Raw genomic sequence first — 26,652 nt, 5'->3', positions numbered from 1 at the left:
CGTAGGAGCCCATGCACCCCGATCGTGAACCCCGCTGGACACCGCCGGCCGATGCCAAGGAGCAGCCCCGGCAGGTGCGCCGCATTCTGCGACTGTTCCGCCCCTACCGCGGGCGCCTCGCCGTCGTCGGCCTGCTGGTCGGCGCCTCGTCCCTGGTGTCCGTGGCCACGCCCTTCCTGCTGCGGGCGATCCTCGACGTCGCGATACCCCAGGGCCGCACCGGCCTGCTCAGCCTGCTCGCGCTGGGCATGATCCTCAGCGCCGTCCTCACCAGTGTCTTCGGCGTCCTGCAGACCCTGATCTCGACCACCGTCGGACAGCGCGTCATGCACGACCTGCGCACCGCCGTCTACGGCCTGCTGCAGCGCATGTCCCTCGCGTTCTTCACACGCACGCGCACCGGCGAGGTCCAGTCCCGCATCGCCAACGACATCGGCGGCATGCAGGCCACCGTCACCTCCACCGCCACCTCCCTGGTCTCCAACGTGACCAGCGTGGTCGCCACCATCGTCGCGATGATCGCGCTCGACTGGCGCCTGACCGTCGTCTCCCTGCTGCTGCTGCCGGTCTTCGTGTGGGTCAGCCGCCGCGTCGGCAACGAACGCAAGAAGATCACCACGCAGCGGCAGAAGCAGATGGCCGCGATGGCCGCGACCGTCACCGAGTCGCTCTCCGTCAGCGGCATCCTGCTCGGCCGCACCATGGGCCGCTCCGACTCCCTCACGCAGTCCTTCGCCGAGGAGTCCGAGGGCCTGGTCGACCTCGAGGTGCGTTCGAACATGGCCGGGCGCTGGCGCATGGCCGTCATCACGATCGTCATGGCCGCCATGCCGGCCGTCATCTACTGGACCGCGGGCATCGCCCTCCAGCTGGGTGGTCCGCAGGTCTCGATCGGAACGATCGTCGCCTTCGTCTCGCTCCAGCAGGGCCTGTTCCGCCCGGCCGTCAGCCTGCTGTCGACCGGCGTGCAGATCCAGACCTCGCTCGCCCTCTTCCAGCGCATCTTCGAGTACCTCGACCTGCCGATCGACATCACCGAGCGGGACAACCCCGTCCACCTCGACCAGATCAAGGGCGAGGTCCGCTTCGAGGACGTCGAGTTCCGGTACGACGACAAGGGCGGGCCGATCCTCGACGGCATCGACGTCACCGTCCCCGCGGGCAGCAGCCTGGCGGTCGTCGGCCCGACCGGCGCCGGAAAGTCGACGCTCGGCTATCTCGTACCCCGGCTCTACGACGTCAGCGGCGGGCGCGTCACCCTCGACGGAGTCGACGTGCGCGACCTGGACTTCGACACCCTGGCCCGCGCGGTCGGCGTCGTCTCGCAGGAGACGTACCTCTTCCACGCCTCGGTCGCCGAGAACCTGCGCTTCGCCAAGCCGGACGCCACCGACGAGGAGCTGCGCACCGCCGCGAAGGCGGCTCAGATCCACGACCACATCGCCTCCCTGCCGGACGGCTACGACACGGTCGTCGGCGAGCGCGGCCACCGCTTCTCCGGCGGTGAGAAGCAGCGCCTGGCCATCGCCCGCACCATCCTGCGCGATCCGCCGGTGCTGATCCTGGACGAGGCGACCAGCGCCCTGGACAACCGCACCGAGGCCGCCGTGCAGGCCGCGATCGACACCCTGTCGGCCGACCGCACCACGCTCACCATCGCCCACCGGCTGTCCACCATCCGTGGCGCCGACCAGATCGTGGTCCTCGACTCCGGCAGCGTCGCCGAACGGGGCACGCACGAGGAACTGCTGGAGCAGGACGGGCGCTACGCGGCCCTCGTACGCCGGGATGCCCAACTGGAACCGACGAGCTGAACATATGCCGGGATTGTGACGTTATGCGGGTTACCGTGCCCGCATGCAGAAGAACACTCCGCCACGGAGCACGATTCGACTGACCCGGCGGGGCAAGCTCGTCCTCGTCGTGACCGGGGCCGTCGTGGCCGGCACCGCCGTGGCGGTGCCGCTGTGGATGATCCGGAGCGCCGAGATCGCCCGGCCCGCGTCCCTGGTGATCCCGGAGGGCTGGCGCGCGAGCCAGATCTACGCGGCCGTCGACAAGACCCTGGACCTGCCCGCCGGCAGCGCCAAGAAGTCACTGGCCAAGGCCCACCTGAAGCTGCCGAAGGACGCGGAGGGCAACCCCGAGGGCTACCTCTTCCCGGCGACGTATCCCGTCCCCGTGAAGGCGACCCCCGAGTCCCTGCTGACGGCCATGGCCCAGACCGCCGACAAGAAGTTCAACGGTGCCCCCACGGCGGCCGGCGCCCAGCGCAACGCCATGAACGTCTACCAGGCGGTCACCGTCGCGAGCATCGTGCAGGCCGAGGCCGCCTCCAAGGACGACATGGGCAAGGTGGCGCGCGTCGTCTTCAACCGGCTCGAACGCGGCATGCCGCTGCAGATGGACTCCACCCTCAACTACGCCCTGAACCGCGCCACCCTGAAGACCAGCTCCGACGACACGAAGCTGAACAGCCCCTACAACTCCTACCGGCGCATGGGCCTGCCGCCGACGCCGATCGACAACCCGGGCGAGGACGCGATGCGCGCCGCGATCAGCCCCACCCCCGGCGACTGGCTGTACTTCGTCACGGTCAAGCCCGGCGACACCCGCTTCACGGCCGACTACGCCGAACACCAGCGCAACGTGGCCGAATTCAACGCCGCGCAGAAGAAGACGTCCCCGTCGAAGTGAGCCCGGTCGGGGCCGGTCCGGCGGGACGTCACGCGACGGCGGGCTCCTCGGTCTGCTCGGACGTCTCGGCCAGCAGTTTCCGGATGTCCCGTACGGCCGCCCGGCCCGCCCGGTTGGCGCCGATGGTGCTGGCCGACGGGCCGTAGCCGACCAGATGGATCCGCGGGTCGGCCACGGACCGGGTGCCCTCGACGCGGATGCCGCCGCCCGGCTCACGCAGCCGTAGCGGCGCCAGGTGGTCGATCGCGGCGCGGAAGCCGGTCGCCCACAGGATGACGTCGGCGTCGACGCGCCGCCCGTCCGCCCACTCCACGCCGTCCGGGGTGATCCGGTCGAACATGGGCCGGCGCTCGAGGACGCCGTCCGCGAGACCCTGCCGGATGGCGTCGTTCAGCGGCAGCCCGGTCACCGACACGACGCTCTTGGGCGGCAGGCCCTGCCGCACCCGCTCTTCCACCAGCGCGACGGCGGCCCGGCCGTACTCCTCGGTGAAGGGGCCCTCGCGGTAGACGGGCGGACGGCGGGTGACCCACGTGGTGGCCGCGGCGTACTCGGCGATCTCCAGCAGATGCTGCGTGCCGGAGGCGCCCCCGCCCACGACCACGAGCCGCTTCCCGGCGAACGCCTCGGGCCCCGGGTACTGTGCGGTGTGCAACTGCCGCCCCCGGAAGGTCTCTTGACCGGGATAACGCGGCCAGAACGGCCGGTCCCAGGTGCCCGTCGCATTGATCAGCGCCCGCGTCGACCAGTCGCCGTGCGAGGTCTCGACGAGCAGCCGCCCGCCGGACCCCTCGCGCACGGCCCGCACCTCGACGGGCCGCCGCACCCGCAGATCGAAGGTGCGCTCGTACGCCGCGAAGTACTCGGCGATGACCTGCGACGACGACCGCGCCGGATCGGCGTCCGTCAGCTCCATCCCGGGGAGCGAATGCATCCCGTGCACCTTGCCGTACGTCAGCGACGGCCACCGGAACTGCCAGGCGCCGCCCGGACCGGGGGAGTGGTCCAGCACCACGAAGTCGCGCTCCGGCTCGAAACCGGTGCGGCGCAGGTGATAGGCGCTGGACAGCCCCGCCTGACCGGCGCCGATGACGACTACCTCGACCTCACGGACTTCGCGCGTATCGTTCACGCTTCTACCAACTCGCAAGAGCCCATGGATCTTCCCCTACGGCCTTCCCCTGCGGCCCTCCCCTGCGGTGTGAACCGGCGCGCATGGGTCACGATGGAGGCATGTCAGACGCCTTCACCACCCGAGTCCTGAACGTCTCCACCGGCTCCACGGAGAGGGTCCTCGACCTGACCCGCGACTGCGAGTCCTTCCTGCGGGAGGTGGCCGGCGGCCGTGACGGCCTGCTCAACATCTTCGTCCCGCACGCCACGGCGGGCATCGCCGTCCTGGAGACGGGCGCGGGCAGCGACGACGACCTCCTCGCCACCCTCCACACCCTGCTCCCCGCCGACGACCGCTGGCAGCACCGCCACGGCAGCCCCGGCCACGGCCGCGACCACGTCGTCCCGGCCATCGTCCCGCCCCACGCGACGCTGCCGGTGGTGGGCGGCCGCCTGGAACTGGGCACGTGGCAGTCGGTCTGCCTGGTGGACACGAACAGGGACAACCCCGACCGCAAGGTGCGGCTGTCGTTCCTTGCGTGAACGGGGTCGTCCCGGGACCGTGAGGCGAGCGTCTCAGCGGCCGGCCAGGGTGGTCTGGCGGGCCGTCGAGGTCGCCTCGTGGCGGCCGTCGGTGCTGAGTGCCTGCAGGATCGCCTCGACGCTCTGCTTCGCGTCGCCGAAGAGCATGCTGCTGTTCTCGCGGAAGAAGAGCGGGTTCTGCACGCCCGCGTAGCCGGAGGCCATCGAGCGCTTGAAGACGATGACCTGCTCCGACTCCCAGACGCGCAGCACCGGCATCCCGGCGATCGGGCTGGTCGGGTCCTCCGCGGCGGCCGGGTTGACGGTGTCGTTCGCGCCGATGACCAGCACGACGGAGGTGTCGGCGAAGTCGTCGTTGATCTCGTCCATCTCCAGGACGATGTCGTACGGAACCTTCGCCTCGGCCAGCAGCACGTTCATGTGGCCGGGAAGGCGGCCGGCGACGGGGTGGACGCCGAAGCGGACCTCGACGCCCCGCTCGCGCAGTTGCCGCGTGAGCTCCGCGACCGGGTGCTGGGCCTGGGCGACGGCCATGCCGTAGCCGGGCGTGATGACGACCGAGCGGGCGTGGGCGAGCATCTCGGCCGCCTCCGCGGCGCGCACCTCGCGGTGCTCGCCTTCCTCCTCCTGGCCGGCGGACGGCGCCTCGATGCCGAAGCCGCCCGCGATGACGGAGAGGAAGGAGCGGTTCATCGCCTTGCACATGATGTACGACAGGTAGGCGCCGGAGGAGCCGACCAGTGCGCCCGTGACGATGAGCAGGTTGTTGTTGAGCAGGAAGCCGGCCGCGGCGGCCGCCCAGCCCGAGTAGCTGTTCAGCATGGAGACGACCACGGGCATGTCGCCGCCGCCGATGGAGGCGACCAGGTGCCAGCCCAGCGCCAGTGCAAGTGCCGTCACCGCGATCATCAGGGGGAGACCGGGGCGGATGGTGAACCAGACCGTCAGCGCCACGAAGGCGGCGAGCGCACCGACGTTGAGCGCGTTCTTGCCGGGCAGCATCAGCGGGCGGGACTTGATCCGCGCCGAGAGCTTCAGGAACGCGACGATCGAGCCGGTGAAGGTGACCGCGCCGATGAAGATGCCGATGAACACCTCGGCGTGGTGGATGCCCAGCAGGTCGGCGCCGATCCGGGTCTGCGCGTCGCCGTGCGACTCCACCTCGAGGTAGCTGTTCCAGCCCACCAGCACGGCGGCGAGGCCGACGAAACTGTGCAGCACCGCGATCAGTTCGGGCATCTGCGTCATCTCGACCTTGCGGGCGCGCTGCAGGCCGATCGCCGCGCCGAGCGCGGTGGCCAGCAGGATCAGCCCCACCGCACCGGCGCTGATGCTCTGTGACGCCACCACGATCGTGGCGACCAGGGCGAGGGCCATGCCGGCGATGCCGTAGGCGACGCCGGCGCGGGAGGTGCGGTGCTGGGACAGGCCGGCCAGGCTGAGGATGAACAGCAGGGCGGCGACCAGGTCGGCCGCGTGGGAGGCCGTCGTGGAGGTCATCTCGGCTCAGCCTTTCGAGAACATGGACAGCATGCGGCGGGTGACGGCGAAACCTCCGAAGATGTTGACGCTCGTCAGCAGGATCGCCACGAAGGACAGTGTGGTGACGACGGTGTTCTCGTGCCCGATCTGCAGCAGGGCACCGATCACGACGATTCCGGAGATCGCGTTGGTCACCGACATCAGCGGCGTGTGCAGCGCGTGGTGCACCTTGCCGATGACGTAGTAGCCGATCACCACCGCGAGCGCGAACACCGTGAAGTTCTCGGCCAGTTGGGCCGGGGCGAAGGCGACCAGCAGGAACATCGCGAGCATGCCGAGACCGATCAGGCCGAAGCGGCGCGCGGGCGTGAGCTTCGGCCGCGCGGGCTCGGGCTCGGCCTTGTCGGGTGCGGCGGCCGCCTGCGCGGCGGGTGCGGCCGAGACCGAGACGGGCGGCGGCGGCCAGGTGACCTCGCCGGCTCGTGCCACGGTCACGGCCCGCTGCACGACGTCGTCGAAGTCGACCGTCAGCCGGCCGTCCTTGCCGGGCGTGAGCAGCTTGATCAGGTTCACCAGGTTGGTGCCGAACAGCTGCGAGGCCTGGGCGGGCAGCCGGGAGGCGAGGTCGGTGTAACCGATGATGGTCACGCCGTTGTCGGTCACGACCGTGCGGCCCGCGACGGTCCCTTCCACATTGCCGCCCATCGCGGCTGCCATGTCGACGATGACGCTGCCCGGTTTCATCGCCGCCACGTCGTCGGCCGTCAGCAGGCGCGGCGCCGGCCGGCCCGGGATCAGCGCGGTGGTGATGACGATGTCCACGTCCTGGGCCTGCTCGTGGTAGAGCTCGGCGGCGGCGCGGTCGTAGTCGGCGGAGGTCGCCTTGGCGTAGCCGTCGGTGCTGGCCTCCTGGACCACGCTCACCGGCAGGTACTCGCCGCCCAGCGACTTCACCTGGTCCGCGACCTCGGGCCGCGGGTCCGTGGCCCGCACGATCGCGCCGAGGCTGGACGCGGCGCCGATCGCCGCCAAGCCGGCCACGCCCGCGCCGGCCACCAGCACCTTCGCCGGCGGGACCTTGCCCGCCGCGGTGACCTGGCCGGTGAAGAACCTGCCGAAGACGTGCGCGGCCTCGATGACCGCGCGGTACCCGGCGATGTTCGCCATCGAGGACAGCACGTCCATCGACTGGGCCCGCGAGATGCGCGGCACCGCGTCGAGTGCCAGGGCGGTCACCCCGGCACGGGACAACGCCTCGAGCAGTTCGGGATTCTGCGCGGGCGCGAGGAGGCTCGCCACGGTCGCGCCCTCCCGCAGCCGGGTGATCTCCGAGGTCGAGGGGGCGTTCACCTTCAGAACGACGTCCGCGTTCCAGGCTTCGCCGATCTCCGCGCCGGCCTCGACGTACGCCTGGTCGTCGAAGCCGGAGGCCTCGCCGGCGCCGGGCTCGACGACGATCTCGTAGCCGAGTTTCAGCAGCAGGCGCACCGTCGCGGGGGTCGCCGCCACGCGCGTCTCCCCGGAGGCGGACTCGGCGACCACGCCGATGAGCTGCGGAGGGTGGTGCGAGGGTGCTTCAGCCGACATGTCCTGTATCTCTCGTCAGAGGAAGGTCCTAGGGAGGACTCGCGCTCGCGAAAGTGATACGACGTCCTTCTCCCTTGATCGCTGGAACCTACCCGCGAGGAGGGTGCGGGCCAACGTGATGTGCTTCACCTTGCGCAACCGGACGACAGCGCTCCAAGGTCTGGTGGGACGCGTGTGACGCCTGAGGCGTCGCTCCTGGAGGGCCGATCGACTGAAGGGAAAAGGCGGCCTCGATGGGCCGCCTCGGGTGAGTGCGGTGTTACAGCCACGGTGTCAGCAGCGCCCCGCCTGATGCCGTGGCGGCGCTGGTCGGCTCGTATCGTGATGAGTCCGTTCCGCGTCCGGGGGCGCGTCGACATCACCCGGACGAGGCGGAGGTGAGCGCCGGTCCGGTCCCCCTCCCTGACCGTTCTTCCGCTCACCTGATCAGCGGAGCGTCAGCCGCCCCCGGAAGTTCTCCGGCACCGGTGCGAACCGCAGGGCCATGGTGATCCGGTCCGTGTGCTCCACGCTCAGCCGGTACCGGGTGCACAACAGGTGGCACAGGGCCATGAGTTGGAATGTGCCGAGGTTCGCGCCGATGCACTTCTTCGGGGCCCAGCCGAAGGGCACGTAGCAGGTGCGGTCCTTCGGGCCGTGCGGGGCGCCCGGCAGGAAGCGGTCCGGATCGAAGACGTCGGGCTGCTTCCAGACGCGTTCGTCGCGGTGGATGAGGTGGGGACTGAGCAGGTACCACTGGCCCGGGTCCAGGCGGGTCGAGCCCAGGTCGAAGCCGAATTTCGAGCGCCGCACCAGCAGCAGCGGCGGGCTCCACATGCGCAGCACCTCTTTGACGAAGCGGTGCGTGGCGGGGGCCGCGGTGGTGGGGGAGGTGCGGAAGGCGACCGGGTCCACCTCGCGTAGTTCGTCGGTCAGGCGCCGCTGCCAGTCGGGGTTGCGGACGAACTCGTAGAGCAGGCTCGCGGCGGCCGTCCCTGGCGGGCCCCCGATGGCGGTCAGGACCGCGGTGACCACGTCGAGGGCGCGGTCCATGCCGAGTTCGGGCAGGAGGTCCACGAAGGGGTCGGCCAGGTCCGCCTCCCGCCGCCGGCGGCCGTCGGCGCGCTGCCGCAGCACCCGGCGCACCACGAGACCCGAACGCATCTGTACGGAGATGAACTTCAGGTGGTGCCAGGTGCTGCCGGGGTCGGGCGAGACCAGCCGCAGCAGCTTCATCTCCAGGTCCCGGCGCACCAGTTCGGCCTCCGCGGAGGTGAGGCCGGTCAGCGCGACGGGCAGCAGCGACCGTAGCGTGACGTCCTGCATGAGCATCGTCAGGTCGACGTCCTCCCCGACCCGCGCGTCCATGATCCGCTCCATGCGGTCGGCCAGCGCGCCGTGGTGCTCGGGTGTGGCGAGGGCGTGCATCTGGGTCATCCAGGCGGACCGGATCCTGCTCCACCGCATCTCCGGGCTGTGCCGCCTGAGCATCATGTCGACGAGGCGGTCGTGCATGACGAACCGCTGCCAGTTGGTGGCGCTGACCCGGCGCGCGGCCTCCGGCTCGAACACGCCGAGCCGCTGGTCGTCGACCCAGAAGATCCCGTCCTCCCGCGCGCTGCGCATCCGCATGAACCGCAGGAAGTCCTCGGGGTGTTGCGGGGTGGTCATCGTTCGCGTTCCCCTCCTGGGGCGCGGGGAGCCGACCGTGCGGCGCCTCCCCGCGCAGGGCCGGTCAGATGTGGTGGTAGAGGTACCAGAAGTACTCGTACTGGCCTCGGATGTTGAGGACCGACTTCGCCTTGAGATACAGGGCGCGCATGCTCGTTCACCTCCTTCCGGGGCAGCCGTCGTTCGGGCTCAGCACCGCGGTGAACCGCGGTGGAGCAAGCGCCGGACCCACCTGGGGCCCGCCGCCGTCCTGGGTGACCGACACCCGCCAGTCACGGGTCAGGAGTCCTACGAGGTCCTCCAGCAGCCGTACGGTGACGGTCGCGCCGGCGCAGGTGTGCGGACCGAGCCCGAACGGCAGGTAGGCCCCGTCGGGCACGCCCTCCGCCCAGCGCTGCGGCACGAACTCGTCCGGCCGCTCCCAGTGGGCGGGGTGCCGGTGCACCAGATAGCTGCACACCATGAGCCGGTCGTGCGGCGTCACCCGCGTCCCGCCCAGCTCCTGCTCCCGGCTCGGCGTGCGCGCGAACAGCCACGCCACCGGCCACAGCCGCAGCGCCTCACGGACTGTCCAACTCGGGTCGACAGCGCCGGAGTTGGGGTGCGTGCCCAGCAGGTAGACCGACCAGCCCAGGGCGAAGCCGATCGAGCCGACCGTGGCGAACAGGAAGGACAGGTAGACCTCGACGAGATCCCCGACGTCCGCCGCCGGGTCGCTCTCGCCCACGACGACGTCGACGAGGTCGCGCGGCTCGGAGGGGCCACCGCGCGACCTCCGACGCTCCCGCCGGGCGCTCATCTCCGTGCGCAGGGCCGGCAGCGCACGACGGCGGAAGAGCAGCCGGGAGGGAAGCGAGTGGCGCCGCCGCGCACCCGCAAGGACCGCGCGGACGACGATCGCCTCCACGGTCCGGTGCAGGGGGACGGGCGCGTCCGGGTGCAGCAGCACGTCACGCAGGTGCCGCAGCACGAGCAGGTTCGCGGCGTCCGGCCACTGGCTGTGCGGGGTGAGCTGCTCGACGATCAGCCGGGGCAAGTCCCCCCGGTGCTGATCGAGGTGACGTCGTATCAGCTCGCGGGCCGCACGGCCGATGGCGATCTGCGCGGAACGCGGACCGAAGACGCCGTGCCGGTTCTGGTAGAAGTCGGACGTGTCCGCGACCGCCTCGTGCCGGTTGCCCATCACCGCCCGGGCCGCCTCGGGACCGGCCACGCACACCCCGCCCAGGGCCGAGCGCCACACGTCGTGCGTGCCGTCGAACTCCGCGCGCAGCAGGGCCAGCGGGCCGTTGCCAGGGTGTGTCCGCGACGACTGCATGAGGCCCTCCGGTGATGGTCGTGCACAGCGCGGTCCTGGTCGGATCGCCGGGAGCCGGCGTCCCGTGCGGTGCGCGCGGAGCCCGGGCCGACGGACACAGCCTGCTCGGCCGGCCGCGGTCTGTCGCACGCTGTGCCGCTGAGCGGAACGTGCCGGTACGTCACCGCCGGCGCCCCAGCCCCGCCGTGATGGCGGACGCCGCGCGCCGTGCCGTGTCGGCGAGGCGTTCCAGGTGGTGGTCCGGGTCGGTCAGGATGCTCAGGGCCGCGACCGGGATGCCGTCCGCCGCGTGGACGGGCACGGCGGCGCAGCACACCCCCTCCAGCACCTCCTCCCGGTCGTAGGCGGCTCCCTGTTCCCGGATGCGTACGGCGTCGGCCGGCCAGGTCCGAGGCAGCGGGCCGAGCGGCAGACGCGGGTCGGCCCAGGCGGCCAGGAGCTTGCCGGAGGCCGTGTACCACGGCCAGATCTGCCGGCCGTCGGGCAGCGGGAACGGCTGGTCCGCGGGCGTCGTCCAGTCGATGATCAGCGTCTGTCCCTCGTGCAGCACGGACAGCGCGACCGTCGCGCCGGTGGCCGCCGCCAGCCGCCTCAGCGGCCGCTGTACGGCCGAGCGCAGGCCCGGGTGCGGCTGCCAGCCGTGGCCGAGGCGGAACATGCCCGGCCCGATGCGGTAGTGGCCGGCACTGCGTTCGACGGCTCCGAGATCCACCAGTTGGTCGAGCAGGCGGTAGGCGGTCGTCTTGGGCAGACCGCACGCCGAGGCCAGCGAGGTCACGCCCGCGTGTTCCTCCTGGTGCAAGGCGTTCAGCAGGGCGAAGGCGCCCTCCAGGACGCTGCGTCCGGCGGTCGCGGACAGCGCCGCGTCCGGTCCCGTCGACGGTGACGTGCTCAGCGGTCCCCTCTCCTGGGGCGCCGAGGCCGTCGCAGTCGCCGTGTTCGATCGATGCACGTGTCTACCCCCGTGTTCACGTGTGAGCCGCGTGTGGTCAGGTGCGCGGATGGCGGGCGCGGCGCCGTACGACGGCGCGAGCGCTGCTCGCCTCAGGGTGGAGGCCGGGGGTGGGTCGAGATTTTGCCGAAAGCTTGTCGCCCTGCTCGCGCATATGCGACGACTGTGGAGGAGATGTGAACGGGGGATGGGTGCGATGCTACGGCTGTGTCTGTCGGGACCTGTGGAAGTCCTGGTACGGGAAGCACCGATCGATCTGGGTCCGCCCCAACGCAGAGCCGTACTGGCCGCGTTGGCCGTGGACACCGGCCGGCCCGTGCCGGTCGAGGTGCTCATCGACCGGATCTGGGGCGCCGCTCCGCCGGAGGGCGCGCGCCGCGCCCTGTACGCGCACATCGCGCGCATCCGGCGCCTCGCCGAAGCCCTGGACGACGGTGGTGACGCGCGATTACCGGTGCTGCGCCGCTCCGGCGGCTACCAGCTCGACCTCGACCCGGACCGGGTCGACCTGCACCGCTTCCAGCGGCTGGCCGCGCAGGCCCGCGACAGCGCCCGGCCCGATCGCACGCGCGTCGCGCTGCTGCGCGAGGCGCTGGGCCTGTGGCGCGGCGAGCCCTTCGCCGGCCTGACCGGGACCTGGCCCGCCCGGATGCGCGAGACATGGCGCCGCCAGCGCGTCGACGCCGTCCTGCGGCTGGCGGGCATGGAGATCCAGGGCGGTGATCCGGCCGCCGTGGTCGGCGAGTTGACCGACCTGCTGGGGGAGTACCCGCTGACGGAACCCCTGGCGGAAGCCCTCATGCGGGCCCTGCACGCGACCGGCGACAGCGGTGAGGCCCTGCGCTGCTACGCCCAGACCAGGCGCCGTCTGGTGGAGGAGCTCGGCACGGAACCCGGACGCCGGCTGTGGGAGCTGCACCAGGAGATCCTGCGCGAACGCCCCGCGGAACACACCCACGCACCCGAACACGAGGCGGCCCCCGCACCTCGCGCCACCCCGACGGCTCTTCCGCCACCGCTGTCCGCTGCTCCCCCCGCTGCTCCCCCTGCGGACCCAGCGACACCACCACCGTCCCGCACCGCGGCCGCCACCCCGCACACCACACCCGCCCAACTCCCTGCGGGAACGCCGGGCTTCACCGGGCGGATAGACGAACTCGCCCGTCTGGACACCCTGCTGGCGGACGTCGCGGAGCGCCCCGCCGCGGTCGTCGTCTCGGCGCTGTCGGGCATGGGCGGCGTGGGCAAGACCGCGCTCGCGGTGCACTGGGCGCGGCAGGCCCGCACGGCCTTCCCCGACGGGCAGCTCTACGTCAACCTGCGCGGCTTCGACCCGAGCGGCGCGCCCCTTCCGCCGGACCGCGCCGTACGCGGCTTCCTCGACGCGCTGGGGGTGCCCGCCAGCCGTGTACCGGAGTCGCTCGACGCCCAAGTGGGCCTGTACCGCAGCCTGTTGTGCGGCAGCCGGGTCCTCGTGGTGCTGGACAACGCCCGCGACGCCGATCAGGTACGGCCGCTGCTGCCCGCGGCGCCGGGCTGCCTGGCCCTGGTGACCAGCCGCAGCCCGCTGACCGGGCTCGCCGTCGCGGAGGGCGCGCAGCTGCTCGCCCTCGACCTGCTCAGCGCCGAGGAGTGCCGCGACATGCTCGCCGCCCGCCTGGGCGCCGCGCGGGTGGCGGCCGAGGCCGCCGCGGTCGACGAGATCGTGGTGCGCTGCGCCGGGCTGCCGCTCGCCCTCGGGGTGGTCGCCGCCCGCGCGGCCGCCCGGCCCGCCGAGCCCCTGGCCGTCTTCGCCGACGAACTGCGCACCGCCGAACGCATCCTGGACCCGCTGGACACCGGCGACCCGGCCACGGCCGTCCGTACGGTCTTCCACTGGTCGTACCGCACGCTCGGCCGCGAGGCGGCCCGGCTGTTCCGGTTCATGGGCCTGCACCCCGGCCCGGACGCCGACCTGACCTCGCTCGCCGCGCTCGCCGGCGTGTGCGTGGGCCAGGTGCAGGCACCGGTGCGGGAACTGACCGCCGCCCATCTGCTGATCGAGCACGTACCCGGCCGCTACACCTGCCACGACCTGCTGCGCGCCCACGCCGTCGAACTGGCCGCCGAGCACGACACCACGGCCGCCGTGCGGGCCGCGACCCGCCGCGTCCTGGACCACTATCTGCACACCGCGTACGCGGCCGACGCCCTGCTGACCCGGCGCCGCCACCCGATGCGGCTGACCCCGGCCGAACCCGGCGCGCTGCCCCGCCAACTGGGCGACTACGAGGAGGCGTTGGCCTGGCTGATCGCCGAACAGCCCGTTCTGCTCTCCGCCGTGGAGCGCCCACCGGCCGGATGCGAGACCTACACCTGGCAGTTCGCCGCGCTGCTGACCACGTTCCTGGAACGCCAGGGCAACTGGCAGGCCCTCACCGACGTGCACACCGCCGCCCTGCGCACCGCCACGCACCAGGGGGACCTGGCCGGGCAGGCGGCCGGCCACCGCGGCCTGGGGCTGGCCCGCTTCCAGCTGCGCGACCCGCAGGGCGCCCGCCATCACTTCACCCGCGCCCTCGACCTGTTCGGGCAGCTGGACAACCACGCGGGCCAGGCCCGCACCTGCCAGAACCTGGCCAAGATGGCCTGGGCGCACGGCGCGACCCGCGAGGCGCTGCACCACTCGCGCCGCGCACTGGAGCACTTCCTGCTCGCCCACGACCGCGGCGGACAGGCCGTCGCCCTCAACGACCTAGGCTGGTACCTCGCCGAACTCGGCGAACTGCGCCAGGCGTTGGCGTACTGCCGCCGTGCCCTGCCGCTGGTCCAGGCGACCGGCGACCTCAGCGGCCAGGCGCACACCTGGGACAGCCTCGGCTACATCCACCGCCATCTGGGCCGCCACGCCACCGCCGTGGAGTGCTACGACCGGGCCCTGGCGCTGTTCCGCAAGACGGGCGACCGCCGCAGCGAGGCCATCGGGCTGAGTTACCTCGGCGACACCTACGCCGAGGCGGGCGAGCCGGGTTCCGCGCTCGACGCCTGGAAGCGGGCCCTGGACCTCTTCGACGAACTCGGCCTCCCGGAGGCCGACATGCTGCGAAACAAGCTCACAACACACGCAAACTGAGTGCCGCTTTTAGATAATTGTGGTGTGCACTTTGCCGGTCTTTGCATTGTCGACCGCCCCGCCCGAACCTAGCGTGATCTTCGAGCCGCGGGAGGACATGCATGCTGAAGACCGTCCGGGAACAGGCAACAGGTCTCACCAAGGATCAGCGCAACGCCTTCGTCGCCGCCTATCTGGGCTGGGCGATGGACGCCTTCGACTACTTCCTCGTGGTCCTCGTCTACAGCGAGATCGCCGACGACTTCGACGTCTCGCTGACCGACATGGCGTTCCTGACCACCGCGACGCTCATGATGCGCCCGGTCGGCGCCCTGATCTTCGGCATGTGGGCGGACCGCAAGGGCCGCCGCGTCCCGCTCATGGTCGACGTCATGTTCTACTCGATCGTCGGCTTCGCCTGCGCCTTCGCTCCCAACTACGCCGTCCTGCTGGTCCTGCGCCTGCTCTACGGCATCGGCATGGGCGGCGAGTGGGGCCTGGGCGCCGCGCTGGCCATGGAGAAGATCCCCGCCGAGCGGCGCGGCTTCTGGTCCGGCCTGCTGCAGAGCGGCTACTCGCTGGGCTACCTGCTCGCCGCCGTGGCGTTCTTCGGCATCGAGCCCACCTTCGGCTGGCGCGGCCTGTTCGCCTTCAGCCTGATCCCCGCCCTCGTCGCCCTGTGGGTGCGCAGCCGGGTGGAGGAGAGCGAGGTGTGGGAGAAGAGCGTCAAGGCCAACCGCACCCCCGCCTACCAGGTCTTCAAGAACCCGGCGGTGCTCAGGCGCTTCGTCTACCTCGTGGCCCTGATGACCGCCTTCAACTGGATGTCCCACGGCACCCAGGACGTCTACCCGACCTTTGTCAAGAAGGGCCTGGGCCTGTCCCCGGACACCTCCATCGCCATCGCCGTGGTCTACAACGTCGGTGCCATGATCGGCGGTGCGCTGCTCGGCGCCGCCTCGGAGAGGCTCGGACGCCGCCGTACGATCATGATCGCCGCGGCCGGCGGCCTGGTGATCGTGCCCTTCTTCGTGCTGTCCACGACCGTGGGCTGGCTGATGCTCTCCTCCTTCCTGATGCAGGTGTGCGTCCAGGGCGCCTGGGGCGTGATCCCCGCCCACCTGACGGAGATGAGCCCCGACGCCATTCGCGGCTTCTACCCCGGCGTCACCTACCAGCTCGGCAACCTCATCGCCGCCCTCAACCTGCCCATCCAGGAGGCCATCGCCGACCACCACGGCTATCCGGCGGCGATGACCTGGACCGTGGTGCCCGCCCTCCTCGCGGTGATCGTGCTGAGCGCCGTCGGCAGGGAGGCCAAGGGCGTCCGCTTCGGCACCGTGGCCACCCAGGCCCCCACCCAGGCGGCGGCCGACACCGCCTAGCCGGCCGGACCGGATCCGGTCCGGCCGACGGGCCGACGAATCAGCTCGGCAGTTTCCAGTTCTGCGCGGCCGAGCCGTTGCAGGTGTACAGCTGGAGCTGGGTGCCGTTGGAGGTCGAGGAGTTGGGGTCGTCCAGGCACAGCTTGGACTGCGGGTTGACCAGCGACCCGCCGGCGCCCTGGGTCCACTGCTGAGCACCGCTGCCGTTGCACGTCCACAGCTGGATCAGGGTGCCGTTGGTGGTTCCGCTGTGATCGGCGTCCAGGCACTTGCCCAGCGCGCGGATCGTGCCGTCACCGGCGATGATCCAGTCCTGCGCGTAGGTGTTGTTGCAGGTGTAGATCTGGACGTGGGTCCCGTCGGCCGTGGCCGAGGAGGCGTCGTCCGCGCAGAGGTTCGCCGCGACCGAGGAGGCCAGCGGGCCGATGCGGGGCGAGGCCGGGGCCGTGGTGTCACCGGCGTACGAGGGCGGCGCCGCCGACGCCCCGGTCGCCCAGGAGGTGTTGGCGCTGGTGCCGAGGGTGTAGCCGAGCGTGCCGCCGGCCGTGATCGCCGCCGTCGGGGCGTAGGCGTTGTTCCAGGCGGCGCCGTTCCACGTCGCGGACTGCACGTAGGGCGCGTTGTCCGCCGCACCGTTGCCGTTGATCGTCAGCGTCTTGCCCGACGGGAGCGTGACGACGGCCTGCGTGAACACCGGCGAGCCCAGGGCGAGATCGGCCGTGCCCGGGGTCTCCGGGAACATGCCGAGCGCCGACCACACGTACCAGGCGCTCATCGCGCCCAGGTCGTCGTTGCCGTCCGCCAGCCCGCCGGGGGTGTTCGCCCAGATCTGGTCCTGGATCGCCCGCACGGTGCCCTGCGTCTTGTAGGGCTGACCCGTGTAGTCGTACTCCCAGGGCAGCTCGATGCTGGGCTCGTTGCCCACCCAGGCGTAGCCGTTGGCGCCGGTGAAGCTGCGCAGCACGGTGTCCAGGTAGTGGTTCATCGCCGTGTTGCCGCCCTTGGCACGGGCCAGGCCGCCGATGTTGAAGGGGACCATGCCGGTGTAGATCCACGAGTCGGCCTCGACCATGTCGGTGCCGCTGGTGGGGTCGAACCCGCCCGTCCACGCGCCACTGGCATTACGTGGCTCGACGAACCCGGACGCCGGGTTGAGCACGTTGCGCCAGCCCTGCGCCCGGTTCGCGTACGTCTTCTGGTTGGCCGTGTCGCCGAGCCCCCCGGCCATCGCCGAGAGCGCGAAGTCGGCGGTGTTGTACTCCAGCGTGGTGGCGACCGGACCGTAGAAGTTGCAGCAGCCGTAGCTGCCGTCGTGCGGCATGTACCCCGGTGAGTTCAGGTAGTTGAGGCCCGGGCGGTCGTTGTTGGCGGTGCTCGCCTGCTTGACCATGTCGGCCAGGGCGGTCTTGGTGTCGAAGTCCCGGGCGCCGAAGGCGTAGTAGTCGGCGAGGATCGCGTCCGCCGGGTCGCCGACCATGACGTACGACTCCCCGTTGTTCTCCGACCACTTGGGGAAGATCCCGGTCTGGGCGTAGTCGTCGACCATCGACTGCGCGGTGTCCGAGGCCACCTGGGGAGCGAGCAGCGCCTCGAGCTGGGCCTGCGAACGGTAGATGTCCCAGCCGGAGTAGTTGGCGTAGACCGCCTTGTGCCCGGAGTCCACCGTGTGCGTCTTGCCGTCGAAGCCGTAGTACTGGCCGTTGGTGTCGCTGATGACGTTCGGGTGCAGCAGCGAGTGGTAGAGCGCGGTGTAGAAGGTCTGCTGCTGCGCGGCCGTCCCGCCGGCGATCTGCACCTTGCCGAGCGCGCCGTTCCAGGCGTTCTGCGCGGCGGTGCGGGTCGCGTCGAAGTCCCAGCCGGAGTTCTCCGCCGTCCGGTTGGCGACCGCGCCCGCGACCGACACGTAGGAGACGCCGACCTTGGCCTGGACGACCGGGTTGGACGTGGTGTTGAAGGTGACGTAGCCGTTCGAGGCGGCGGCGTCCGGGGAGGCGCCGCCCTTGGCGGACTTCGGCGCCGTCGCGGCCGGGACCTTGCCGTGCAGCACCGGCTCGTTGGGCTTCTCGGCGGCGTTCTTGGACGCCTTGCCCTGTCGCACGGGCTTGAGGGTCGACGCCTTCGCGAGGGAGCCGCCCTGCGAGGTGAAGGGCTGGTCGAAGACCATGTCGAAGTACACGGTGTAGGTGTTGCCCGCGCCGCAGAAGCGCCCACTGGTCACCTGTCCGCTCACCTCGGTGTTGGAGACCTTGGTGAACTGCGTGTTGCTCGACCCGTTCTGACTGCCCGTCAACTTGAAGATCAGGTTGGCCTGGCTGGTCGACGGGAAGGTGAAACGCGCCATGCCGCTGCGTGTGGTGGTGGTCAGCTCGGTCGTCACCTGGTTGTTGAGCGCGACCTTGTACGACCCGGCCGACGCCGACTCGTTGGCGTGCGAGAACGCGTCCGTGGCGCCGGTGTTCACGGCCCCCACCGTGGGCAGGACCGGCACGTCACCGGCCGCGCCGCAGCCGGGCCCGGCGATGTGGGTCAGGCTGAAACCGGTGATCGACGAGTCGTTGTACTCGTAGCCCCCGCCGGAGGGACGCGACGGCGTGTCCGGGCTCCACTGCACCATGCCGAACGGCACGTCGGCGCCGGGGAAGTCGTCGGCCTGGTTCGAGGTCCCGATGAACGGGTTGACCACGGTGGCCGGGGAGTCGACGAACGCGGGCTTCGCGGCCGCCGAGGCGGGCGCGCACAACCCGGCCGAGGCCAGCGCCGTCGCCGCGAAGAGGCCGATCACCGTGGATCTGGGGGGTCTCAGCAGTCGTGTCATCACGGAGTTCTCCTCTGCTCGGAGCGAGGGGGGTGACAACGTTGTCTCCGTGCGGAGGCGCGGGCGTTCGGGCGGTGACCGGCAGGCCGGGTGTGACAACGTTGTCGGGCCCCGGAGGTGAGGTGCCTGACGAGGGAGCGTTGCGGTGGAGCCCCGGGACGGGTGACACCCGGGATGCGAACGTGAACTCTTCGCGAAGCTAGCCACTCGGCAGGGTCATGTCAACGAGTCCGACAGGCTGTGGCTCCGCGGACCCCGTTTCGGTCGCCGCCGGGGCCAACACGCCACCCATGCACGGCACTTCGCACCGTACTCCCGCACGAGGGGTGCGGAAGGGCGCCGGCACGGCGGAACCGTAGAACCGAACCCGCCGAACCGGCCGAACCGGCCGAACTCGCCGAACTCGCCGAACACACCGTCAGACCGGTGTGTCGTTGCTTGCCTTGGCGCCCCTCCTCGTACTCACACACCGTCAGCTATCCACTTCGCACCGCCCACCGGGTGAAGCCTGAGGCGTCGTCAGCTTCCCGGGGCATGCATGAGGACCCCGGCCCGCGCCGGGCGGCTGCCATGACGATGTGCTGGAGGCGAGAGCGATGAACGAACGAGCCGATCAGGCCGACCACGACACCCTCAGGGTTCCGGTGCTCGTCGTCGGCGGTTCCCTGGTCGGCCTGTCGACCTCGCTGTTCCTGGGCCGACTCGGGGTGCGGCACCTGCTGGTGGAGCGGCACTCCGGCACCTCCATCCACCCGCGCGGCCGCGGCAACAACGTCCGCACCATGGAGCTGTTCCGGGTGGCCGGCGCCGAGCCGGGCATCCACCGGGCCGCCGCCACCCTGGCCGACAACCACGGCATCCTGCAGACGCCCACCCTGGTCGGCGACGCCGGTGAATGGCTGTTCAAGGAGATCGACCCCGGCGGCGGACTGGCCCGCTTCAGCCCCAGCGGCTGGTGCCTGTGCAGCCAGAACGACCTGGAGCCCGTCCTGCTGGACCACGCCGGCCGGCTCTGCGGCGATCTGCGCTTCTCCACCGAGCTGATGTCGTTCGAGAGCGACGCCACCGGCGTCACCGCCGTGGTCAAGAGCCGCGAGACCGGCGAGCACACCACCGTCCACGCGGACTACCTCGTCGCCGCCGACGGCCCGCGCAGCCCCGTCCGTGAGCAGCTCGGCATCGGCCAGAGCGGACCCGGCGACCTGTTCCACAACGTCAGCGTCACCTTCCGCTCCCGCGCGCTCGCCGGCGTCGTGGGCGAGCGCCGCTTCATCGTCTGCTACCTCACCAGCCCGGACGCCGACGGCGCACTGCTGCCGGTCGACAACCGCGAGAACTGGGTCTTCCACGCCCCCTGGCACCCCGAACTCGGCGAAACCCTTGAGGAGTTCACCGACGAGCGGTGCGCCGAGCACATCCGCCGCGCCGTCGGCGTCGCCGACCTCGACGTGGAGATCACCGGCCGGGCCCCCTGGCACGCCGCCCAGCGCGTCGCCCGCAGCTACCGCGCCGGCCGCGTCTTCCTGGCCGGCGACTCCGCCCACGAGATGTCGCCCACCGGGGCCTTCGGCTCCAACACCGGTATCCAGGACGCCCACAACCTCGCCTGGAAACTGGCCGCGGTGCTCGGCGGCTGGGCCGGCGAAGGACTCCTCGACACCTACGACGCCGAGCGCCGCCCCGTCGCGGAGGCCACCAGCGCCCGCGCCGCCCACCGTTCGGCCGAGCACAGCCACCCCGGATTCACCCCGCCGCCCGGCACCGGCGGCGGCCCCCGGCGCGGCATCCTCAACGTCGCGCTCGGCTACCGCTACCCGCAGGGTGCGGTCGTCGGCGCCGACCCCACGGCAGTGGTCGTACCGGAGAATCTCGACCTGACCGGCGAGCCCGGCAGCCGGGCGCCCCACTTGTGGGTGCGGCGCGGGGAGGAGAAGGTCTCCACCCTCGACCTGTACGAGCGCACCCCGGTGCTGCTCAGCGACGCCGGCGATCCGAGCGGCTGGCACCGCGGCGCCACCCGGCTGGCCCAGGACCTCCCCATCCCGCTCACCTCCTACCGCGTGGGCACCGGACCCCGGGCCGACCTGGTCACGGACGGCGACGCCGACTGGGCCGAGGCCCACGGCGTCACCCGCGGGGGTGCCGTCCTCGTTCGGCCGGACGGGTTCGTCGCGTGGAGGTCGGCCGGCCCCGTCCCGGACGCCGAATCCGTGCTGCGCGAGGTCCTGCGGGAGGCGCTGGCCCTGTCTTGATCACCCGATGAGCGGAGTCGCGGGGCAAGCGCGGCCGCTTCACCCGCATGATCGTCCCGACTGGTGGCCCGGGAGACCCTGACTGACGGTGGATCACGTCGGGGCCCGGTCAAGACAGCTGACCAAGTCCCAGCTGCCGGGCCGTGACGGAAGGACCATCAGATGCGCTCTGCTCGCATGATCCTGGCCACAGCGGCGGCCTCCGCCGCCCTGGCCATCGGTGCACCCGGCGCGTACGCCGCCGGGGGCGACTGGGATCACGACGACTCCTCGTACAGCGACGGATCCTCCTACGGCAAGGAGCACGACAAGGGCAAGGAAGAACCGCGCGGCGGCATGCACACCGGTGGAGGTGCGCTGACCGCGGTGAACGACCATGACGACTGGGGCAGCTCGCGGGATCCGAAGACGGACCCCGACACCTACAAGGACGACGGCGGCGGCAAGAGCGACTGGGGCGGCGGAGACCGCGACAGCGGCGGCCGCGGCAACGACTCCTGGGGCGGCGGCGGGCACGAGAAGCCCAGTGGCGGCATGCACACCGGCGGCGGGGCACTGGCCACTCCGACGGCGACCGCCGGCGGCCTGGCCGTGCTGGCGGTGGCGGCCACCGGCCTGTACGCGATGCGCCGCAAGAAGCCGGTCGGAAGCCCGGCCTGATCCATGCCGGATGCGATAGCGCAGCCGCGGCCGCCACCCGTGCCCCGAGTGGCGGCCCGGCGCGCTGTCCCCGCACCCCGTAAGCCGCTGCCGTGCCAGTGAGGTGGTCTCCGATGGCACAACCCCCTTCCTCCACCGACGACGAACCCGCCGCCCAGGGATCGTCCCGCTCCGGGGCGCTGATGATGTGCGCGGCGGCCGGCCTGGTCCTGATCGCCAGTCTCATCAACGGTCACGGCGACTCCACCGGGTCCAGCCCGGCCGGCGCCCCGCGCCCGGCCGCGGCGGCCCCGCAGTCCGCCGCGACCTCCTCCCCGCGGCCCACCACGTCCAGCTCCGGGCAGCCGGTCGGCAAGCACATGCCCCGATCGGAGCCCGTGCGCCTGCGCATCCCGAAGATCTGGGTCGACGCCCCCTTCACGGACCTCTACATCGGCTCCACCGGGCAGCTGGAACCCCCGCCCGCCGCCGACACCAACCTCGTCGGCTGGCACGCCAAGGGCGCCGCTCCCGGCGAGACGGGCACCGCGGTCATCGCCGGGCACGTCGACACCAAGACGTCCGCGGCCGTCTTCGCCAACCTCGGCGAGCTGAAGAAGAACGACGTCTTCTACGTCGACCGGGCCGACGGCACCACCGCGACCTTCCAGGTCTACGACACGGAGACCTTCGAGAAGTCCGACTTCCCCAGCGACCGCGTCTACGACGACACCCCACGCGCCGAGGCCCGCCTGATCACCTGTGCGGGCGACTACGACCGCTCGGCGCACGACTACACCGACAACCTCGTGGTCTTCGCCCATCTCATCTGAGAGATCACCCGCGTAGTGCATCCGAGTCGCGGGCTCGCGGGCTCAGGCACACGATCGAGAAACGCTGACGCCGCATCACCGCGGCCGAAGAGACCACTTCTGCCCCCGAAGGAGATGTGCGCAGGATGACCACCACGTCCGAACGTGTTTCCGGTTCCCCGACCAGCCAGGTCTCGCCCCGTGTCTCGCAGTCCGTGTTCGACGGCTCCAGACTCCGGGTCGTCCTGCTGGTGGACGTCTACGACGGCGCCCAGCAGCAGTTCCTGGAGGCGTACGAGCTCCTGTGCAACCAGGTCGCGTCCGTCCCCGGACACGTCAGCGACCAGTTGTGCCAGTCGATCGAGAACCCCTCGCAGTGGCTGATCACCAGCGAGTGGGAGAGCGCCCCGCCCTTCCTCGCCTGGGTCAACAGCGAGGAGCACGTGCGGATGGTGGAGCCGCTGCACAGCTGTGTCCGCGACACCCGGTCGCTGCGCTTCCACGTCGTGCGCGAGACCGGCGACCCGGCGATGGTCAGCGAGGCGGCCGAGCGCCGGCTGCAGGCCGCGCCCCGGATCGGCGACGGCCTGATCCGGCACGCGCTCACCTTCACCGTCAAGCCGGGCAGCGAGGAGAAGGTCGCCAAGATCCTCTCCGAGTACGCCTCGCCCGAGCCGAAGGTCGACGACGCCACCCGGCTGTGCCGCACCTCCCTGTTCATGCACGGCAACCGGGTCGTGAGGGCCATCGAGGTGCGCGGCGACCTGCTCGCCGCCCTGCGCCACGTCGCCCGGCAGCCCGAGGTCCGCGCCGTCGAGGAGGCCGTCAACCCCTACCTGGAACAGGACCGCGACCTCGACGACCCCGAGTCCGCCCGGGTCTTCTTCACCCGGGCCGCGCTGCCCGCCGTCCACCACGTCACCGGCGAACGCCAGGAGGGCCCGGCCGAGCGGTATGCCCTGTCCTACCCGGTCAGGGCCGACCGCGGCATGCGCCTGGCCGAGCTGCTGGCCCGCCACGACGTGGCGGCGGCGGACGACCCGCTCAGCCCGGTCGTACGCAGCACGATCTTCCAGCGCGACGACACCGTCGTACGGCTGATCGACGTGCGCGGCGGACTCGAGGGCGCCGACCCCGCGCTGATCCTCGGCCTCGCGGACCCGGCGCAGGTGGCCGAGCTGACGACGCTCTCCGCCGACGCTTCGGCGCCCAAGGACGCCGAGCTCGCCCGGCTCGTCGGGCTGGCCCGGATGGACCTCGTCACCGACCGCCGCTCGCCCGAGGCCTGATGCGGCCTCACCCGGCCCCGGCCGCCAACCGGCCGTGGCCGCCGTACCCCCACGTCGAAGCAGGACCTGATCGGAGGAACGCCGTGATCACATCCCGTCCCAGAATCGTGGATCTCAGCGAGGTCGAGCCCAACCGCCGGCGCGGCGGCGACCTGCGCGCCATGCTCACCCCCGCCACCGTCGGCTCCACCAGCGGCTTCATGGGCGTCGCCATCGTGGAGCCCGGCGACCGCATCGGTGAGCACTACCACCCGTACTCCGAGGAGTTCGTGTACGTGCTGTGCGGCGAGCTGGAGGTGGACCTGGACGGCGTCCCCCATCCGCTGCGGCCCGAGCAGGGGCTGATGATCCCCGCCCACATGCGCCACCGCTTCCGCAACGTCGGCAACGTGGAGGCCCGCATCGTCTTCCACCTCGGCCCGCTGGCCCCGCGCCCGCAGCTGGGCCACGTCGACACCGAGGAGACTGATACCGTCGCAGAGGTCCGTTCATGACACGACGGGTGGCCGTCACCGGCATAGGCATCGTCGCCCCGGGCGGCATCGGCGTACCGGCGTTCTGGGATCTGCTGGCGGCCGGGCGCACCGCGACGCGGGGCATCACGTTCTTCGACCCGGCGGGTCTGCGCTCGCGGATCGCCGCCGAATGCGACTTCGACCCGGCCGCGTCCGGACTGGACGCCGAGCAGACCGCCCGCTGCGACCGCTACATACAGTTCGCGCTGGCCGCGGGCGCGGAGGCGGTCCGCGACGCCGGGCTCGACTTCGAACGGGAGAACCCCTGGCGGGTGGGGGTGTCCCTGGGCACCGCGGTCGGCGGCACCACCCGGCTGGAACACGACTACGTGCTGGTCAGCCATCGCGGGCAGCGCTGGGACGTGGATCCCCGCGAGGCGGAACCGCATCTGCACCGCGCGTTCGCGCCCAGCACGCTGGCGGCGACGGTGGCGGAGGAGTTCGGGGCCCGCGGCCCCGTGCAGACCGTCTCCACCGGCTGCACCTCCGGGCTCGACGCGGTCGGCTACGCCTTCCACACCGTCGAGGAGGGCCGGGCCGACATCTGCATCGCCGGCGCCTCGGACTCGCCGATCTCCCCGATCACCATGGCCTGCTTCGACGCCATCAAGGCCACCTCACCCAACAACGACGACCCGGCCCACGCCTCGCGCCCCTTCGACGCCGACCGCAATGGCTTCGTGATGGGGGAGGGCGGCGCCGTGCTCATCCTCGAGGAGCTCGAACACGCCTGGGCCCGCGGCGCCCACGTGTACTGCGAGCTGGGCGGCTACGCCACCTTCGGCAACGCCTACCACATGACCGGACTGACCCGGGAGGGCCTGGAGATGGCCAAGGCCATCGAGTCCTCCCTCGACCACGCGCGCCTGGACGGCACGGCGATCGACTACGTCAACGCGCACGGCTCCGGCACCCAGCAGAACGACCGGCACGAGACGGCGGCGGTCAAACGGGCCCTGGGCCCGCACGCCTACGACACGCCGATGAGCTCCATCAAGTCCATGGTGGGCCACTCCCTCGGCGCGATCGGCGCGATCGAACTCGTCGCGTGCGTCCTGGCGCTGGCCCACCAGACCGTCCCGCCGACCGCCAACTACGAGACCCCCGACCCCGAGTGCGACCTGGACTACGTCCCACGTGTCGCACGCGCCCGGAAACTGAACAGCGTGCTCTCGGTGGGCAGCGGGTTCGGCGGCTTCCAGTCCGCGGTGGTCCTGACCCGGCCGAGGGAGAAGACACGATGAGCGGACCCTATCCACGGCGTGCGGCCGTCACCGGCATGGGCGTGATCGCCCCCAACGGCGTGGGCACGGAGACCTTCTGGAAGGCCACCCGGGAAGGCATCGCCGTCCTGGACCGGGTCACCCGGGAGGGCTGCGAGGACCTGCCGCTGAGGGTGGCGGGCGAGGTCCGCGACTTCGACCCCTCGGCCGCGGTGGAGGAGCGCTTCCTCGTCCAGACCGACCGGTTCACGCACTTCGCCATGGCCGCCGCCGACCTCGCGCTGGAGGACGCCCACCTGGGCCGGACCCTCACCGACGACTCCCCGTTCTCGGTGGGCGTGGTCACCGCGGCCGGCTCCGGCGGCGGTGAGTTCGGACAGCGCGAACTCCAGCAACTGTGGGGCAAGGGAAGCCGGTTCGTCGGCCCGTACCAGTCCATCGCCTGGTTCTACGCCGCCAGCACCGGCCAGGTATCCATCCGGCGTGGCTTCAAGGGACCCTGCTCCGTCGTCGCCAGCGACGAGGCCGGCGGCCTGGACGCCCTCGCGCACGCCGCCCGGGCGGTGCGGCGCGGCACCGACGTCATCGTGGCCGGCTCCACCGAGGCACCGCTCGCCCCCTACTCCATGGTCTGCCAGCTCGGCTACGACGAGCTGAGCACCGCGGACGACCCCACCCGCGCCTACCGGCCGTTCACCTCCGCGGCCTGCGGGTTCGTGCCCGCCGAGGGCGGCGCCATGCTCGTCGTGGAGGACGAGCATGGCGCCCTCCAACGCGGGGCGCGCGTGCAGGCGGTCATCGCCGGGCACGCCGCCACCTACACCGGCGCCTCCTGCTGGCAGGAGTCCCGCCACGGCCTGGTCCACGCCGTGCGGGGAGCCCTGGACGAGGCCGGCTGCGCCCCCGAGGAGATCGACGTGGTCTTCGCCGACGCCCTCGGCGTGCCGGAGGCCGACCGCGCCGAGGCCCTCGCCATCGCCGACGTGCTCGGCGACCGCGTGCCGGTCACGGCACCCAAGACCGGGATCGGCCGCGGCTACGGAGCAGCCCCCGTGCTCGACTCCGTCGCCGCCGTGCTCGCCATGGAACTCGGCGTGATCCCGCCCACCCCCAACGTCTTCGACATCTGCCATGACCTCGACCTCGTCACTGGCAGGGCCCGCACCGCGGAACTTCGCACGGCGCTGGTCCTGAGCCGGGGACTCATGGGGTCGAACTCGGCGCTCGTGCTGCGGCGCGGCGCCACCGGCGCCTCGTGACGAGCCGCCGACGAGCAGAGAAGGAGAACA

General features: G+C 71.6%; 19 protein-coding genes. 12 read left to right on the top strand and 7 right to left on the bottom strand.

The window, feature by feature from the left end; genetic code table 11:
* The first annotated feature begins 11 nt into the window (after positions 1-11).
* Together ACFU97_RS35310 and mltG are read left to right on the top strand one after the other, a co-directional pair.
* On the top strand, positions 12-1,814 hold the full coding sequence (locus ACFU97_RS35310; RefSeq protein WP_384264729.1) for an ABC transporter ATP-binding protein: 1,803 nt from the start codon (positions 12-14) through the stop codon (positions 1,812-1,814).
* Positions 1,815-1,857: 43 nt separating this feature from the next.
* Entirely contained in the window at positions 1,858-2,697 is an 840-nt protein-coding gene (gene mltG, locus ACFU97_RS35305) for an endolytic transglycosylase MltG (protein ID WP_384264728.1), read from the top strand.
* Between the two features lie 28 nt (positions 2,698-2,725).
* Here mltG and ACFU97_RS35300 read toward each other — a convergent pair whose 3' ends face one another.
* Positions 2,726-3,829 (bottom strand): NAD(P)-binding domain-containing protein, encoded by a 1,104-nt coding sequence (locus ACFU97_RS35300; RefSeq protein WP_384264727.1) that lies wholly within the window; start codon positions 3,827-3,829, stop codon positions 2,726-2,728.
* 101 nt (positions 3,830-3,930) lie between these two features.
* Between ACFU97_RS35300 and ACFU97_RS35295 the strand changes: the two genes are divergently transcribed.
* Positions 3,931-4,353, top strand: coding sequence for a YjbQ family protein (locus tag ACFU97_RS35295; RefSeq protein ID WP_384264725.1), 423 nt, complete (start codon positions 3,931-3,933; stop codon positions 4,351-4,353).
* 33 nt (positions 4,354-4,386) lie between these two features.
* On the opposite strand, the gene pntB is transcribed toward ACFU97_RS35295, so the two are convergent.
* The 5 genes from pntB to ACFU97_RS35270 form a co-directional block, all read right to left on the bottom strand.
* Positions 4,387-5,853 carry a Re/Si-specific NAD(P)(+) transhydrogenase subunit beta gene (gene pntB / locus ACFU97_RS35290; protein ID WP_384264724.1) on the bottom strand — a complete coding sequence of 489 codons (1,467 nt, stop codon included), beginning with the start codon at positions 5,851-5,853 and terminating at the stop codon, positions 4,387-4,389.
* 6 nt (positions 5,854-5,859) lie between these two features.
* Entirely contained in the window at positions 5,860-7,422 is a 1,563-nt protein-coding gene (locus tag ACFU97_RS35285) for a Re/Si-specific NAD(P)(+) transhydrogenase subunit alpha (RefSeq protein ID WP_384264722.1), read from the bottom strand.
* Positions 7,423-7,848: 426 nt separating this feature from the next.
* Entirely contained in the window at positions 7,849-9,072 is a 1,224-nt protein-coding gene (locus ACFU97_RS35280) for a cytochrome P450 (protein ID WP_384264720.1), read from the bottom strand.
* Positions 9,073-9,229: 157 nt separating this feature from the next.
* Complete coding sequence (locus ACFU97_RS35275) at positions 9,230-10,390, bottom strand: cytochrome P450 (protein WP_384264719.1); 1,161 nt, start codon at positions 10,388-10,390, stop codon at positions 9,230-9,232.
* A gap of 160 nt (positions 10,391-10,550) precedes the next feature.
* Complete coding sequence (locus tag ACFU97_RS35270; RefSeq protein ID WP_384264717.1) at positions 10,551-11,342, bottom strand: IclR family transcriptional regulator; 792 nt, start codon at positions 11,340-11,342, stop codon at positions 10,551-10,553.
* Positions 11,343-11,640: 298 nt separating this feature from the next.
* On the opposite strand from ACFU97_RS35270, the gene ACFU97_RS35265 reads away from it, so the two are divergent.
* Together ACFU97_RS35265 and ACFU97_RS35260 are read left to right on the top strand one after the other, a co-directional pair.
* Positions 11,641-14,454, top strand: a complete 2,814-nt coding sequence (locus ACFU97_RS35265; RefSeq protein WP_384264787.1) for a BTAD domain-containing putative transcriptional regulator — start codon at positions 11,641-11,643, stop codon at positions 14,452-14,454.
* A gap of 101 nt (positions 14,455-14,555) precedes the next feature.
* Complete coding sequence (locus ACFU97_RS35260) at positions 14,556-15,818, top strand: MFS transporter (RefSeq protein WP_384264716.1); 1,263 nt, start codon at positions 14,556-14,558, stop codon at positions 15,816-15,818.
* Between the two features lie 40 nt (positions 15,819-15,858).
* Here ACFU97_RS35260 and ACFU97_RS35255 read toward each other — a convergent pair whose 3' ends face one another.
* Entirely contained in the window at positions 15,859-18,633 is a 2,775-nt protein-coding gene (locus ACFU97_RS35255) for a lectin (RefSeq protein ID WP_384264715.1), read from the bottom strand.
* Positions 18,634-19,229: 596 nt separating this feature from the next.
* Between ACFU97_RS35255 and ACFU97_RS35250 the strand changes: the two genes are divergently transcribed.
* The 7 genes from ACFU97_RS35250 (at position 19,230) to ACFU97_RS35220 (ending at position 26,622) form a co-directional block, all read left to right on the top strand.
* Positions 19,230-20,885 (top strand): FAD-dependent oxidoreductase, encoded by a 1,656-nt coding sequence (locus tag ACFU97_RS35250; protein ID WP_384264714.1) that lies wholly within the window; start codon positions 19,230-19,232, stop codon positions 20,883-20,885.
* Positions 20,886-21,047: 162 nt separating this feature from the next.
* Positions 21,048-21,545 carry a hypothetical protein gene (locus ACFU97_RS35245; RefSeq protein ID WP_384264713.1) on the top strand — a complete coding sequence of 166 codons (498 nt, stop codon included), beginning with the start codon at positions 21,048-21,050 and terminating at the stop codon, positions 21,543-21,545.
* A 113-nt stretch (positions 21,546-21,658) separates the two neighbouring features.
* Complete coding sequence (locus ACFU97_RS35240) at positions 21,659-22,357, top strand: class F sortase (protein ID WP_384264711.1); 699 nt, start codon at positions 21,659-21,661, stop codon at positions 22,355-22,357.
* A gap of 125 nt (positions 22,358-22,482) precedes the next feature.
* Positions 22,483-23,625, top strand: coding sequence for a SchA/CurD-like domain-containing protein (locus ACFU97_RS35235; RefSeq protein ID WP_384264709.1), 1,143 nt, complete (start codon positions 22,483-22,485; stop codon positions 23,623-23,625).
* 83 nt (positions 23,626-23,708) lie between these two features.
* A complete protein-coding gene (locus ACFU97_RS35230; protein ID WP_384264708.1) occupies positions 23,709-24,119 on the top strand; it encodes a cupin domain-containing protein in 411 nt (136 codons plus the stop codon).
* A complete protein-coding gene (locus tag ACFU97_RS35225; RefSeq protein WP_384264707.1) occupies positions 24,116-25,384 on the top strand; it encodes a beta-ketoacyl-[acyl-carrier-protein] synthase family protein in 1,269 nt (422 codons plus the stop codon). Before ACFU97_RS35230 ends, ACFU97_RS35225 begins: the two co-directional genes overlap by 4 nt.
* Positions 25,381-26,622, top strand: coding sequence for a ketosynthase chain-length factor (locus ACFU97_RS35220; protein ID WP_384264706.1), 1,242 nt, complete (start codon positions 25,381-25,383; stop codon positions 26,620-26,622). The genes ACFU97_RS35225 and ACFU97_RS35220 overlap by 4 nt, the downstream gene beginning before the upstream one ends.
* Positions 26,623-26,652 lie beyond the last annotated feature (30 nt).

Source organism: Streptomyces sp. NPDC057616 (genome assembly GCF_042800575.1).
In the GTDB taxonomy this organism is placed as follows: Bacteria; Actinomycetota; Actinomycetes; order Streptomycetales; family Streptomycetaceae; genus Streptomyces.
This window is presented reverse-complemented; position numbering and strand designations above follow the sequence as displayed.

What these genes read in the sequence shown, in the direction of transcription:
- pntB (WP_384264724.1), bottom strand. Translation starts at nt 5,853, where the DNA reads ATGACCTCCACGACGGCCTCCCACGCGGCCGACCTGGTCGCCGCCCTG.
- mltG (WP_384264728.1), top strand. Translation starts at nt 1,858, where the DNA reads ATGCAGAAGAACACTCCGCCACGGAGCACGATTCGACTGACCCGGCGG.
- ACFU97_RS35280 (WP_384264720.1), bottom strand. Translation starts at nt 9,072, where the DNA reads ATGACCACCCCGCAACACCCCGAGGACTTCCTGCGGTTCATGCGGATG.
- ACFU97_RS35235 (WP_384264709.1), top strand. Translation starts at nt 22,483, where the DNA reads ATGACCACCACGTCCGAACGTGTTTCCGGTTCCCCGACCAGCCAGGTC.
- ACFU97_RS35295 (WP_384264725.1), top strand. Translation starts at nt 3,931, where the DNA reads ATGTCAGACGCCTTCACCACCCGAGTCCTGAACGTCTCCACCGGCTCC.
- ACFU97_RS35225 (WP_384264707.1), top strand. Translation starts at nt 24,116, where the DNA reads ATGACACGACGGGTGGCCGTCACCGGCATAGGCATCGTCGCCCCGGGC.
- ACFU97_RS35260 (WP_384264716.1), top strand. Translation starts at nt 14,556, where the DNA reads ATGCTGAAGACCGTCCGGGAACAGGCAACAGGTCTCACCAAGGATCAG.
- ACFU97_RS35240 (WP_384264711.1), top strand. Translation starts at nt 21,659, where the DNA reads ATGGCACAACCCCCTTCCTCCACCGACGACGAACCCGCCGCCCAGGGA.
- ACFU97_RS35285 (WP_384264722.1), bottom strand. Translation starts at nt 7,422, where the DNA reads ATGTCGGCTGAAGCACCCTCGCACCACCCTCCGCAGCTCATCGGCGTG.
- ACFU97_RS35255 (WP_384264715.1), bottom strand. Translation starts at nt 18,633, where the DNA reads ATGACACGACTGCTGAGACCCCCCAGATCCACGGTGATCGGCCTCTTC.
- ACFU97_RS35275 (WP_384264719.1), bottom strand. Translation starts at nt 10,390, where the DNA reads ATGCAGTCGTCGCGGACACACCCTGGCAACGGCCCGCTGGCCCTGCTG.
- ACFU97_RS35220 (WP_384264706.1), top strand. Translation starts at nt 25,381, where the DNA reads ATGAGCGGACCCTATCCACGGCGTGCGGCCGTCACCGGCATGGGCGTG.
- ACFU97_RS35310 (WP_384264729.1), top strand. Translation starts at nt 12, where the DNA reads ATGCACCCCGATCGTGAACCCCGCTGGACACCGCCGGCCGATGCCAAG.
- ACFU97_RS35250 (WP_384264714.1), top strand. Translation starts at nt 19,230, where the DNA reads ATGAACGAACGAGCCGATCAGGCCGACCACGACACCCTCAGGGTTCCG.
- ACFU97_RS35245 (WP_384264713.1), top strand. Translation starts at nt 21,048, where the DNA reads ATGCGCTCTGCTCGCATGATCCTGGCCACAGCGGCGGCCTCCGCCGCC.